General features: G+C 60.9%; 12 protein-coding genes. 6 read left to right on the top strand and 6 right to left on the bottom strand.

Annotation, left to right across the window (positions count from 1 at the left end):
* The first annotated feature begins 250 nt into the window (after positions 1–250).
* The 3 genes from GQX66_RS19265 (at position 251) to GQX66_RS19255 (ending at position 2,349) form a co-directional block, all read left to right on the top strand.
* Positions 251–1,372, top strand: coding sequence for a beta-ketoacyl-ACP synthase III (locus GQX66_RS19265; protein WP_064594196.1), 1,122 nt, complete (start codon positions 251–253; stop codon positions 1,370–1,372).
* A 135-nt stretch (positions 1,373–1,507) separates the two neighbouring features.
* Positions 1,508–2,119, top strand: coding sequence for an RNA polymerase sigma factor (locus GQX66_RS19260; protein WP_085747189.1), 612 nt, complete (start codon positions 1,508–1,510; stop codon positions 2,117–2,119).
* Positions 2,113–2,349 (top strand): zf-HC2 domain-containing protein, encoded by a 237-nt coding sequence (locus GQX66_RS19255; protein WP_085747188.1) that lies wholly within the window; start codon positions 2,113–2,115, stop codon positions 2,347–2,349. Before GQX66_RS19260 ends, GQX66_RS19255 begins: the two co-directional genes overlap by 7 nt.
* A gap of 129 nt (positions 2,350–2,478) precedes the next feature.
* Here the strand turns inward: GQX66_RS19255 and GQX66_RS19250 are convergent, their stop codons facing one another.
* Complete coding sequence (locus GQX66_RS19250; protein ID WP_240870531.1) at positions 2,479–3,801, bottom strand: putative porin; 1,323 nt, start codon at positions 3,799–3,801, stop codon at positions 2,479–2,481.
* A 281-nt stretch (positions 3,802–4,082) separates the two neighbouring features.
* On the opposite strand from GQX66_RS19250, the gene GQX66_RS19245 reads away from it, so the two are divergent.
* Positions 4,083–5,207 carry a GNAT family N-acetyltransferase gene (locus GQX66_RS19245; RefSeq protein WP_240870529.1) on the top strand — a complete coding sequence of 375 codons (1,125 nt, stop codon included), beginning with the start codon at positions 4,083–4,085 and terminating at the stop codon, positions 5,205–5,207.
* Between the two features lie 15 nt (positions 5,208–5,222).
* Here the strand turns inward: GQX66_RS19245 and aqpZ are convergent, their stop codons facing one another.
* The 5 genes from aqpZ to GQX66_RS19220 all read right to left on the bottom strand — a co-directional run bounded on the left by aqpZ (position 5,223) and on the right by GQX66_RS19220 (position 10,387).
* Complete coding sequence (gene aqpZ, locus GQX66_RS19240; RefSeq protein ID WP_240870527.1) at positions 5,223–5,918, bottom strand: aquaporin Z; 696 nt, start codon at positions 5,916–5,918, stop codon at positions 5,223–5,225.
* Between the two features lie 238 nt (positions 5,919–6,156).
* On the bottom strand, positions 6,157–7,989 hold the full coding sequence (locus GQX66_RS19235) for an ABC transporter ATP-binding protein (RefSeq protein ID WP_102685995.1): 1,833 nt from the start codon (positions 7,987–7,989) through the stop codon (positions 6,157–6,159).
* Positions 7,990–8,078: 89 nt separating this feature from the next.
* Positions 8,079–8,642: a peptidylprolyl isomerase gene (locus tag GQX66_RS19230; RefSeq protein WP_102685996.1), complete on the bottom strand. Its 564-nt coding sequence runs from the start codon at positions 8,640–8,642 to the stop codon at positions 8,079–8,081.
* 3 nt (positions 8,643–8,645) lie between these two features.
* The gene (locus GQX66_RS19225; RefSeq protein ID WP_240870526.1) at positions 8,646–9,449 is read right to left on the bottom strand and encodes an alpha/beta hydrolase; all 804 of its coding nucleotides are present in this window, start codon (positions 9,447–9,449) and stop codon (positions 8,646–8,648) included.
* 14 nt (positions 9,450–9,463) lie between these two features.
* Complete coding sequence (locus GQX66_RS19220; RefSeq protein WP_011332960.1) at positions 9,464–10,387, bottom strand: LysR family transcriptional regulator; 924 nt, start codon at positions 10,385–10,387, stop codon at positions 9,464–9,466.
* A gap of 49 nt (positions 10,388–10,436) precedes the next feature.
* On the opposite strand from GQX66_RS19220, the gene GQX66_RS19215 reads away from it, so the two are divergent.
* Together GQX66_RS19215 and GQX66_RS19210 are read left to right on the top strand one after the other, a co-directional pair.
* Positions 10,437–10,751: a hypothetical protein gene (locus tag GQX66_RS19215; protein ID WP_011332961.1), complete on the top strand. Its 315-nt coding sequence runs from the start codon at positions 10,437–10,439 to the stop codon at positions 10,749–10,751.
* 160 nt (positions 10,752–10,911) lie between these two features.
* Positions 10,912–11,511 carry an FMN-dependent NADH-azoreductase gene (locus GQX66_RS19210; protein ID WP_011332962.1) on the top strand — a complete coding sequence of 200 codons (600 nt, stop codon included), beginning with the start codon at positions 10,912–10,914 and terminating at the stop codon, positions 11,509–11,511.
* The last annotated feature ends 120 nt before the right edge of the window (positions 11,512–11,631 follow it).

Below are 11,631 nucleotides of genomic sequence, written 5' to 3'. Positions count from 1 at the left end.
CGGGCTGCATTCCCACGCAGGAGCGTGGGAACGATCATTGCGCGTCGATCTTGAGAAAGACGCCAAATGGCCACGGTTATGGCAAACTTCGCCACCATAAATGCCGTTTTCGCGTCCCAGAGCCTTCGCCGGGCCGCGCAACGGAATAAAGCGATGCCAGGTTTTTGCGTCCCTTATACGGGAATGGACCCTTTGCGTGTTGGCACGTCGGTGCCAGCACTTTCTGCCTGAACAGATTAGAGAAACGACCATGCATAACGTCGTCATCAGCGGCACCGGCCTGTATACCCCGGCCAACAGCATCTCCAACGAAGAGCTGGTGCAGTCTTTCAATACCTACGTCGCCCAGTTCAACGCGGACAACGCCGACGCCATCGCCAGCGGCGAAGTCCAGGCCCTGACCGAGTCCAGCGCCGCGTTCATCGAAAAAGCTTCCGGCATCAAGAGCCGCTTTGTCATGGACAAGGATGGCATCCTCGACCCTGCGCGCATGGCGCCACGTCTGCCGGAACGTTCCAACGACGAATGGTCGGTGCTCTGCCAGATGGCCATCGGCGCTGCCGAGCAAGCCCTGCAGCGTGCCGGCAAGACCGCCGCTGACATCGACGGTGTAATCGTCGCCTGCTCCAACCTGCAGCGCGCCTACCCGGCCATCGCCATCGAAGTCCAGGAAGCGCTGGGCATCCAGGGTTTCGGTTTCGACATGAACGTTGCCTGCTCGTCGGCGACTTTCGGCATCCAGCAAGCCGCCAATACCGTGCAACTTGGCCAGGCTCGGGCGATCCTGATGGTCAACCCGGAAGTCTGCACCGGTCACCTGAATTTCCGTGACCGCGACAGCCATTTCATCTTCGGTGACGCCGCCACTGCCGTGATCATCGAGCGCGCCGATCTGGCAACGTCGAAACACCAGTTCGACGTGGTCAGCACCAAACTGCTGACCAAGTTCTCCAACAACATCCGCAACAACTTCGGCTTCCTCAACCGCGCAGCGGAAGAGGGCATCGGCGCCCGCGACAAACTGTTCGTGCAGGAAGGCCGCAAGGTGTTCAAGGACGTGTGCCCGATGGTCGCCGAGCTGATCGGCGAACATCTGGAAGAGAACAAGCTCAACGTCGGTGACGTGAAGCGCTTCTGGCTGCACCAGGCCAACCTGAGCATGAACCACCTGATCGTGCGCAAGTTGCTGGGTCGCGAAGCCACCGAAGAAGAAGCCCCGGTGATTCTCGACACCTACGCCAACACCAGCTCCGCCGGTTCCGTGATTGCGTTCCACAAATATCAGGACGATCTGGCGGCCGGCTCGCTGGCGGTGCTGAGTTCGTTCGGTGCCGGTTACTCGATTGGTAGTGTGATTCTGCGTAAACGCTAAAATCGGGTTCATTTCCTCTTAATCGCGCTGACGTTTCCTACATCCGAATCGGCGCGAACGCTGTAATTTTCGAAAGTGGCGGCAGGCGAAGTCCTGCCGCTATCATTTTCGAAGTCAGGAACAGGGGATTGATGGATGGCAGTTGACGACACCCGATTGCTTGAGCGGCTGCTCGCCGGTGAGCAGAAGGCTTTCAAGGAGCTGGTCAGCACCTATCAAAGCCCCATGCGCGCGGTGGCCTACGCGATTGTCGGCCAGCGCCATGTCGAAGAAGTGGTACAGGACGCCTGGCTGTCGGTGGTGCGTAATATCGGCCGTTTCGAGGGGCGCTCCAGTCTCAAGACCTGGCTGCTGACCATCACCGCCAACTCGGCCAAGAGCCGCTACAAACTCAATCGTCGCGAAGTGTTGCTGGATGATCTGCCGTCACCCCACGGCACCATCGACGATGATCGTTTTTCTCCCGGCGACGGCCACTGGCTGGTTGCACCGTTTGCCTGGCACCAGGACACGCCTGAAGCGTTGCTGACGGAAGGCGAGCTGCGTGAATGCCTCGAGCACACGTTGTTGAGCCTGTCGGAACTGCAAAGCAGCGTGCTGTTGCTGCGCGAACGCCAGGGCCTGGAGCTGGAGGAGATCTGTAATCTTCTGGAGATCTCGCTCTCCAATGTCCGCGTGCTGCTGCATCGGGCACGTTTGAAGGTCTTTGCGACCGTGGAGCATTTTGAGGAGACGGGAGAATGTTGACCTGCAAGGAGCAAGTGGCGCGATCCAGCGATTATCTCGATGGCCAGTTGAGCTTTCGCGAGAAACTGATGGTGCGTCATCACCTGATGTTCTGCCGCAATTGCCGGCGTTTCATTCGCCAGATGCGTTTGATGCAGGCCACGTTGCGGGCAATGCCGCAAAAGCCTGAAGAGGGCGTGGACGCGTTGGCCGAACAGTTGGCACAGCTGCGGCGCGAGGATAGTCCCTGAAAACACAGACTGGCGCGGCCGCAGCGAACGGATGATGGGGATCGCTGAGGTCGCGCCAGTCTGTTGAAGCCTCTTCAAACGATGGAACCGGATGTCCAACCCATCGTTTGAAGTCTGGCGCCGGGTTGCTTAGAACTTTGCTTCCGCATCCAGCTGCAGGGTGTTGGTGTCTGCATCACGCTGGGTACGGCTGGAGAAGTCGGCCTTGGTCAGGAAGTAAGTCGCACCGATGGCGAAGTTCTTGTCGATGTCGTAACCGACCTTGAACTTGTGGCCACGGGAACCGGTGGTGCCGTTGGCGAAGTCCGAATCGGTGAAGGCGCCGACCACAGCGTTGCGCTGCACGTCACGATAGTTGTAGTCGAGGTTCAGGCCGAAGACTTTCGACTTGGCACCTAACAGCCACGCGGTGTCCTGATCGGTCACGGCATCGTTGTTCTTCACGTACTGCCCGTAGAACGACAGCGGCATTGGCAGGCCGCCGATGTCGACCTGGCTGAAGCCTTCGTACAGACGGAATTCGTTGTTCGCCGAGTTGCCGTTGACGGCCAGGGCGCACGGCGTGGAGGTGCCGGTGCAACGGCTGTCTTCGTCGTTCTGGTAGGCGTAGACGCTGCCGCCCAGGGTCAGTTTCAGGTTGTCGGTGATGGCAAAGCGGCTGCCCAATTGGCCGGCGGTCAGGCGCAGGTCGTGACGGAACTGCACGCCGTCGCCGTCGACGTTGTCCTTGAGGTTGTAGTTACCCAGGCTGCCGAACAGTTCGACGCTGCTGCCCAATGGATACTTGTAGGTAACGGCCAGACCTTCCGGGTTGATGTCGCTGTCCCAGATCACGTCGCCCATGCTCACCCAGGGTTGCAGCATCTTGCCGCCGATGATGTGCAGGTTCTTGATCTGATCCGGGTGGTAGTCGATGTAGCCCAGGTCGAGCCAGATCTGCTTCTTGTCGAAGTAGTTGTCCTGGTCCTGGTTGGTCGAACGGGCGTCGTCGCCGCCGCCGGTGGCGATACGGATGCCGGTGTCGACTTGCGGGTTGATCTCGGTGTAGGCACCCAGACGGGCACGGATGCGCTGACGATCCTTGTCGCGGCCGCCGTTGTTCGGCTCGCCATCGATCTTGATGGTTTCCTGACGGATACGCACGTCGCCCTTGAACTGGGTCTTGGCGGCCCAGGCCAGTTTCTGGTCGAAACTGCTGAGCTCGTTGGTTTTCTTCGCGGTCGCCGCGATTTGCTCGTTGGTCTCTTGCTGCGCCTGCTGCGCGATTTGCTGGGCCTTCTGATCCTTGGCCAGTTCAGTTTGCAGTTCAACGTACTGCGCCTGGGAAATCGAACCGTTAGCCTTGAGCATGTCGAGCAGTTTGGCGTCGACTGCGGCACTGGCCGGTACACTCATGGCCAGCAACAGGCCACCGCACAGGGCCGCCGCAGTTTTCGTGGAAGCAAGACGCATAGCAATCTCCGAAGATGAAGGGGATGGCTGAACCATCCTGGGCACAACCGACGGTTTGACGGTCGGAAAACAGTGTCCGGGGTAGAACCCGGCGCTCTAAAAACAGGCGCCAGTATCGCGATGGTTTATGACAGAGCAGTGGCACGATGATGGCAGGTTGATGACGGTACAAAACTGCCGTGAACTATTGATCTAGAGCGCTGTCGTGCAATCGAACGTGGGCAACGCCCGGCCAATCAGCGATACTCGCCGGGCGTTCACGCCCGAAAGTGGAGAGGAAAATGCCGCTGCAACGTCTGCACAAACTGTCGGAAATTCCAGCGTCCGACTGGGATGTTCTGGTCCCGCAAAACCAGCCGTTTCTGCGCCATGCCTTTCTGGCTTCGCTGGAGGACAGCGGCAGCGTCGGCCCGCACACGGGCTGGCAAGCGGAGCATTTGCTGCACGTCGAAGCGGGGAGTGTGATCGCCGCATTGCCCGGTTATCGCAAGTGGCATTCCTACGGCGAATACGTGTTCGATCACGGCTGGGCCGATGCCTGCGCCCGGGCCGGCATCGATTACTACCCCAAGTTTTTGAGCGCGGTGCCATTCAGTCCGGTCAGCGGTCCACGGTTGCTGGCAGCGAATGTCGAGGACGGATTCGAGCTGCTCAAGAGCCTGCCGGGGTATCTGGAAATCGAAGAGCTCTCCAGCGCCCACATCAATTTCACCGACGCGTTCACCGATGCCGCCATGGCCGAGCAGCCGGGCTGGCTGCAACGCATCGGCTGTCAGTACCACTGGCAGAATCGCGGCTACCGCGACTTTCAGGATTTCCTCGACGTGCTTGCCTCGCGCAAGCGCAAGCAGATGCGTAAAGAGCGCGAGCAAGTGGCGGGGCAGGGCTTCGAGTTCGAATGGCTGGAAGGCCGCGAGCTGGACGAGGCGCAGTGGGATTTCGTCTATGCCTGTTATGCCAACACCTACGCGGTGCGTCGGCAGGCACCATATCTGACCCGCGAATTCTTCAGCCTGCTGGCCGAGCGCATGCCGGAATCGATCCGCGTGGTGCTGGCCCGGCAGGGCTCACGGCCGGTGGCGATGGCGTTCAGTCTGGTGGGCGGCGACAGTTTTTACGGGCGCTACTGGGGATGCCTGGCCGAGTTCGACCGGCTGCACTTCGAGACCTGTTTCTATCAGGGCATGGACTATGCGATTGCCAATGGATTTCAACGTTTCGATGCCGGTGCCCAAGGCGAGCACAAACTGATTCGCGGCTTCGAACCGGTGATCACCCATTCCTGGCATTACCTGCGCCATCCCGGTCTAAAAGCCGCGGTCAAAGACTTCCTGCACCAGGAGCGCGCCGGTGTACTGGCCTATGCCGAAGAGGCGAGGAGCGCCTTGCCGTATCGGCAAGCCTGATCCTCGCCGACACCCTCAGCTGTCTTCCTTGCCCAGCCAGCGATAGAGCACGCCGCCGACGACCGCACCGAGCAGCGGCGCGACCCAGAACATCCACAACTGCGCGATGGCCCAGCCGCCAACCATCAGCGCCGGGCCGGTGCTGCGGGCCGGGTTGACCGAGGTGTTGGTGACCGGGATCGAGATCAGATGGATCAGCGTCAGGGCCAGGCCGATGGCGATCGGTGCCAGTCCTGCCGGGGCGCGTTTGTCGGTAGCGCCGAGGATGATCACCACGAACATGGCGGTCATCACCAGCTCGGTGACGAAGCCGGATGCCATCGAGTATTTGCCCGGCGAGTGCTCGCCGTAACCGTTTGAGGCCAGGCCGGCAGCGATGTCGAATCCTTCCTTGCCACTGGCGATGTGGTAGAGCAGGGCCGCTGCCAGAATCCCGCCGATCACCTGGGCGATGACGTAGGCGGGCAGTTCCTTGACCGGGAACCGACCGCCGACGACCAGACCGACCGACACGGCCGGGTTGAGGTGACAGCCGCTGATGTGGCCGATGGCAAATGCCATGGTCAGCACCGTCAGACCAAACGCCAGGGCCACCCCCAGCACGCCGATTCCCAAAGGCGAAGACGCGGCGATGACCGCACTGCCGCAACCGCCCAACACCAACCAGAACGTACCCAACAACTCAGTGACTGAACGTTTGAAAAGAGACATGACAGAGTCCTTGATAGGCTTGCTATCGAGACTGCATCGAGTGGTGCGTCCCTGCAGACTTACGACAGGTTCCGTTCCGGAGCCTTGGCTCAGTACAGCAGGGTTTGTGCGGATTTCCAGCAGGCGATAAAAAACCGCCAGAGCCCGTGGTTGAAGGGCTCTGGCGGTTTTATCTCACGTTGATCGTTCCCACGTCGAGGCGTCGAACCGTCCGCGTGGGAACGATCAGAAGCGCGGTTCAGTCGATGCCGACAAACCCTCCCGTCTGGTGCGCCCACAGCCGCGCATACAATCCGCCGTGGGCCAGCAGTTCGGCATGGTTGCCGCTTTCGGCGATCTTGCCGTTTTCCAGCACCACCAGCCGGTCCATGCGGGCAATGGTCGAGAGGCGGTGAGCGATGGCGATCACGGTCTTGCCCTGCATCAGGGTTTCCAGGCTTTCCTGAATCGCCGCTTCAACCTCAGAGTCCAGCGCCGAGGTCGCTTCGTCCATGATCAGGATCGGCGCGTCCTTGAGCAGCACCCGTGCGATGGCGATCCGCTGACGCTGGCCACCGGACAGCTTCACCCCGCGTTCGCCGACATGCGCATCAAATCCGGTGCGCCCCTCGGCATCCGACAGCAGCGGAATGAACTCATCGGCGCGGGCCTTGCGCACCGCTTCCCAGAGTTCGGCGTCGGTGGCGTCGGGCTTGCCGTACAGCAAGTTGTCGCGGATCGAGCGGTGCAGCAACGAGGTGTCCTGAGTGATCATGCCGATCCGCGCGCGCAGACTTTCCTGGCCGACTTCGGCGATGTTCTGGCCGTCGATCAGGATCCGCCCGCCCTCGACATCGTAGAGGCGCAGCAGCAGGTTGACCAGGGTCGACTTGCCGGCGCCGGACGGGCCGATCAGGCCGATTTTCTCGCCGGGTTTGATGGTCAGGTTGAGGTCGCCGATGATGCCTTTCTTCTTGCCGTAGTGAAAATCCACGTGCTCGAAACGCACTTCGCCACGGGCCACGGCCAACGGTTTGGCCTGCTCCCGGTCGGTGACGCTGACCGGTTGCGAGATGGTCTGCAGACCGTCCTGGACCATGCCGATGTTTTCGAAAATGCCGGTGACCACCCACATGATCCAGCCGGACATGTTGACGATGCGGATCACCAGGCCGGTGGCCAGGGCGATCGCGCCGACGCTGATCAGCGACTGCGTCCAAAGCCACAGGGCCAGCGCCGTGGTGCCGACGATCAGCAGACCGTTCATGGTGGTGATGGCCACGTCCATGCTGGTGACCACGCGACCGGCCAGCTGGGCTTTTTCGGTCTGTTCCTGGATCGCCTCGCGGGCGTAGTGCTGTTCGAAGTTGGTGTGGGCGAACAGCTTCAGGGTGGCGATGTTGGTGTAGCCGTCGACGATCCGGCCCATCAGTTTCGAGCGCGCGTCTGAGGCTTCCACCGAGCGGTCCTTGACCCGTGGTACGAAGTAATAGAGTGCGCCGACGTAGGCCGCGATCCATGTCAGCAGCGGGATCATCAGGCGCCAGTCAGCCTCGGCGAACAGCACCAGCGAACTGATCGCGTAGATCAGCACATGCCACAACGCATCCACCGCCTGCACGGCGGAATCGCGCAGCGAGTTGCCGGTCTGCATGATGCGCTGGGCAATGCGCCCGGCGAAGTCGTTCTGGAAGAAATTCAGGCTCTGCTTGAGCACGTAACTGTGGTTCTGCCAGCGAATCATGCTGGTCATGCTCGGGCTCAGGGTCTGGTGCACCAGCATGTCGTGCAGGGCCAGGAAGAGGGGGCGCAGCAGCAATGCCACGACGGCCATCCACGCCAGTTCGGCGCCGTGCACCTTGAAAAAATCGGCGTTCGGCGTGCCCTGGGCGAGGTCGATGATGCGGCTCAGGTAACTGAACAGCGCCACTTCGATCAAGGCACCGAACAGGCCGACGATCAGCAGGGCGGCGAAACTCGGCCAGACCTGCTTCAGGTAATAGGTATAGAAGGGCAGAACGCGGTCCGGCGGGGATGCCGTCGGGGCATCGCGGAATATGTCGATCAGTTGTTCGAAACGGCGATAGAGCATCAGATAACCGCCCGGAGCACGGGCTCTCCTTTTATCAGTGTGAGCGGCGCGATGGGTAATCGGCGCCGCTCGATAATGCCCTGTAAAGCTTAGTCGATGCGCTTGGCCGACTTGATGATCACAGGGTCGACCGGCACGTTTTGCATGCCCTGTTTGGTGGTGGTCTGGGAGTTGACGATGATGTCGACCACGTCCATGCCCTTGACCACTTTGGCGAACACCGCGTAACCGGCGTCACGGCCCGGATCGAGGAAGGCGTTGTCGGCCACGTTGATGAAGAACTGGCTGGTGGCCGAATCCGGGTTGGAAGTACGGGCCATCGACAGGGTGCCACGAACGTTATGCAGGCCGTTGCTGGCTTCGTTCTTGATCGGCGCCTTGGTTTCTTTCTGTTGCATCTGCTGGGTGAAGCCGCCGCCCTGGGCCATGAAGCCCGGGATCACGCGGTGGAAAATGGTGTTGTTGTAGAAACCGCTGTCGACATACTCGAGGAAGTTCTTGGTACTGATCGGCGCCTTGACCGGGTCCAGCTCGATTTCGATCTGGCCGTTGGTGGTGTCCAGCAGCACGTGCGGCGCTTTTGCCGGTGTGGCAGCCATCAGGTTGGCAGCGAACAGCACGGTGCCGGCGGCGAGGGCGAGTTTTTTCAGCATGGGTCAGTGATCCTGAGGGTGATTATCGGCTGTGGCGAGGAACTCCAGCAGCGTTTGATTGAAGCGTTCGGGCTGATCGAGCGGGGTGGCGTGGCGCGAATCGGCGATCACCACCAGCCGCGCATGGGGCAGCAGTCTGACATAGGTTTCTTTCAGCGAAACCGGGGTGTAGTCCCGGTCGGCGCTGACGACGAGGGTTGGACAGATGACCCGGGAAAGTCGTTCCTGAACCCCCCAGCCAACAATCGCATCGAAGCTGGCGAGATAAGCACGTTTGTCGTTTTTTGCCCAGCGCTCTGCCATCTTCTGACGCAAACCGGCCTGCTCCGGTTTGGGGAACAGCTTGGCGCCAAGGGCTTTGCCGATGGTGGCGAGGCTGAGCACACGCATCAGACTCCAGCGCTTGAACCACTGCCAGTAATCGTCGCGGGTACGCACCTTGACCTCGGGCGCGCTGTTGACGATGGTCAGGCTCTTGAGCATCCACGGCTGATCGACCGCAAACTGAAAGCCGATCATGCCGCCCATGGACAGCCCGGCGTAGTGCACCGGGCCGAGCTTCAGGTGCTCGATCAGGGCGACGATGTCGGCGCTGAAGCCGGCGATGCTGTAGCGCTCGTGGGGCTTGTCGGAGCGGCCGTGACCGCGCACGTCCGGGACGATCACCCGGTAATGTGCGGCCAGTGCGGGAATCTGCATTTCCCAGTCCAGGGTGCTGGAGCCCAGACCGTGAACCAGCAGCAACGGATCGCCGTGGCCATATTCCTCGTAGTGCAGGTTGCAACCTTCATGCTCGAAATACGCCATCGGTGAACTCCGTGTCAGGCTTGTTCGGGGGCGGCGAACGGTGCGTCCAGCGGCAGGGTGTCGAAGGTGCGCAGCAGTTCGATGAGGATTTGCGTCGCTGGGCCCAAGGGTTTGTCCTTGTTCGAATACAGATAGAAACTGGAGTTGCGATTGCCGCCTCTGTCCAACGGTAGCAGCTTGAGCGAGCCGTCTTTCAGTTCCCGCTCGATCATGTGGCGTGGCAGCCAGGCGAATCCCAGGCCACTGCTGACGAACGTCGCAGCCGTGGCGAGACTGCCGACGGTCCAGCGCTGTTCGGCGCCGAGCCAGCCAACGTCCCGGGGTTGCTGGCGGCCGGAGTCGCGGATCACCACTTGCATCTGGGTTTCCAGGTCCTGAAAGCTCAGCTCGCGGTTGAGCCGGTGCAGCGCATGATCAGGATGGGCGACGGCGACAAATTCGACATCGCTCAATTCCGCGCCAAGGTAACCGGGAATGCTCAGCCCGGTGATGGCCAGGTCGGCCACGCCTTCGAGCAGCACTTCTTCGACGCCCGACAACACTTCCTCACGCAGCCGCACGCGGCAGCCACGGCTCTGCGGCATGAAAGCGGTCAACGCGCGCACGATACGGGCGCTCGGGTAGGCGGCGTCGACCACCAGCCGCACTTCGGCTTCCCAACCCTGCTCCATGTGATGGGCGAGGTCTTCCAGCTGGCTGGCCTGTTTCACCAGTTGGCGCGAGCGGCGCAGCAACACGCCGCCGGCTTCGGTCAGCACAGCCTTGCGTCCATCGATGCGCAACAGCGGCACGCCGAGCTGATCCTGCATGCGGGCGACGGTGTAACTCACCGACGATTGCGAGCGATGCAGGGCCTCGGCGGCCTGGGCGAATCCGCCGTGGTCGACCACGGCCTGCAACGTTCGCCATTGATCAAGGGTCACGCGGGGCGCTTTCATCAATAGCTCCTCTTGTCCTAAGCTGGCGGTCCCTCATGGAGACTGCCGAATGAAAAAATTCTGTTGTGTGTTGCTGGCGCTGCTTCCGCTGACTGCGTTTGCGTACCCGATCGATGTGGAGAAAGATCTCAACGGCCTGAAGATCGACTACAACGCGTTCGACACCGATAACGACATCGGCTCCATCCAGGTCAACAACTACGGCGACGTCGACGCGACCTGCAAGGTGGTGTTCACCAACGGCCCGGAAGCGCCGCGCACCCGCAACATCGAAGTGGCCGCGGGCAAGCATAAGAACGCCACGGCCAAGTTCACCCGGACCATCATCAAGCTGCGCATCAAACTGAGCTGCACCCCGAAATAGCGTCACGGCCCTGTGGGGGGCGGGCTCCCACAGGGTATGGCTTGCATCTAAACGAATTTTTCGATGCTTTGCAGCAATTATTTGCGCTTTTTCATCGATACGACACTGTTTAACCTTCACTCCATCGACTTACAACATTCTCGGATGGAGGCTACACAACATGTCCCGCGTTCTGATCATCGAAAGCAGCGCCCGCCAGCAAGACTCGGTTTCCCGTCAACTGACCCAGACCTTCATCAGCCAGTGGAAAGCGGCGCATCCGGCCGATCAGATCACCGTACGTGACCTCGCCGTGAACCCGGTGCCGCACCTGGACATCAACCTGCTGGGCGGCTGGATGAAATCCGCCGAGCAGCGCAACGACAGCGAACAGGCCTCGCTCGACCGTTCCAACGAATTGACCGATGAGTTGCTGGCGGCCGACGTGCTGGTGATGGCCGCGCCGATGTACAACTTCGCGATCCCGAGCACCCTGAAAGCCTGGCTCGACCACGTACTGCGTGCCGGCGTGACCTTCAAGTACACCGAAACCGGCCCGCAAGGTCTGCTCAGCGGCAAGCGTGCCTACGTGCTGACCGCTCGCGGCGGCATCTACGCCGGCGGCCCGGCGGATCATCAGGAACCGTACCTGCGTCAGGTGATGGGCTTCATCGGCATTAATGACGTGACCTTCATCCACGCCGAAGGCATGAACCTGGGCGGCGACTTCCAGGAGAAAGGCCTCAACCAGGCCAACGCCAAACTGTCCCAGGTCGCTTGATATGTTAATCGCCAGATAATCGCCGATTGTTCTAGTGACCTGGCGCAACCCCTTCAAGGCTCTACGCGCATCGAACCTCCCTTTGCACTTGTTGCTCCTGAGTGCTGTAGCCCGATTGAA

Source organism: Pseudomonas sp. B707 (assembly GCF_022496685.1).
Lineage (GTDB): Bacteria > Pseudomonadota > Gammaproteobacteria > Pseudomonadales > Pseudomonadaceae > Aquipseudomonas > Aquipseudomonas paraglycinae.
Note: the sequence above shows the minus strand (reverse complement) of the source record. Positions and strands in the feature narration are given on the sequence as shown.

Excerpts from the sequence above, each read along its gene's own strand:
- GQX66_RS19250 (WP_240870531.1), bottom strand. The coding sequence starts at position 3,801 with ATGCGTCTTGCTTCCACGAAAACTGCGGCGGCCCTGTGCGGTGGCCTG.
- GQX66_RS19235 (WP_102685995.1), bottom strand. The coding sequence starts at position 7,989 with ATGCTCTATCGCCGTTTCGAACAACTGATCGACATATTCCGCGATGCC.
- GQX66_RS19265 (WP_064594196.1), top strand. The coding sequence starts at position 251 with ATGCATAACGTCGTCATCAGCGGCACCGGCCTGTATACCCCGGCCAAC.
- GQX66_RS19230 (WP_102685996.1), bottom strand. The coding sequence starts at position 8,642 with ATGCTGAAAAAACTCGCCCTCGCCGCCGGCACCGTGCTGTTCGCTGCC.
- GQX66_RS19215 (WP_011332961.1), top strand. The coding sequence starts at position 10,437 with ATGAAAAAATTCTGTTGTGTGTTGCTGGCGCTGCTTCCGCTGACTGCG.
- GQX66_RS19255 (WP_085747188.1), top strand. The coding sequence starts at position 2,113 with ATGTTGACCTGCAAGGAGCAAGTGGCGCGATCCAGCGATTATCTCGAT.
- aqpZ (WP_240870527.1), bottom strand. The coding sequence starts at position 5,918 with ATGTCTCTTTTCAAACGTTCAGTCACTGAGTTGTTGGGTACGTTCTGG.
- GQX66_RS19210 (WP_011332962.1), top strand. The coding sequence starts at position 10,912 with ATGTCCCGCGTTCTGATCATCGAAAGCAGCGCCCGCCAGCAAGACTCG.
- GQX66_RS19220 (WP_011332960.1), bottom strand. The coding sequence starts at position 10,387 with ATGAAAGCGCCCCGCGTGACCCTTGATCAATGGCGAACGTTGCAGGCC.
- GQX66_RS19260 (WP_085747189.1), top strand. The coding sequence starts at position 1,508 with ATGGCAGTTGACGACACCCGATTGCTTGAGCGGCTGCTCGCCGGTGAG.
- GQX66_RS19245 (WP_240870529.1), top strand. The coding sequence starts at position 4,083 with ATGCCGCTGCAACGTCTGCACAAACTGTCGGAAATTCCAGCGTCCGAC.
- GQX66_RS19225 (WP_240870526.1), bottom strand. The coding sequence starts at position 9,449 with ATGGCGTATTTCGAGCATGAAGGTTGCAACCTGCACTACGAGGAATAT.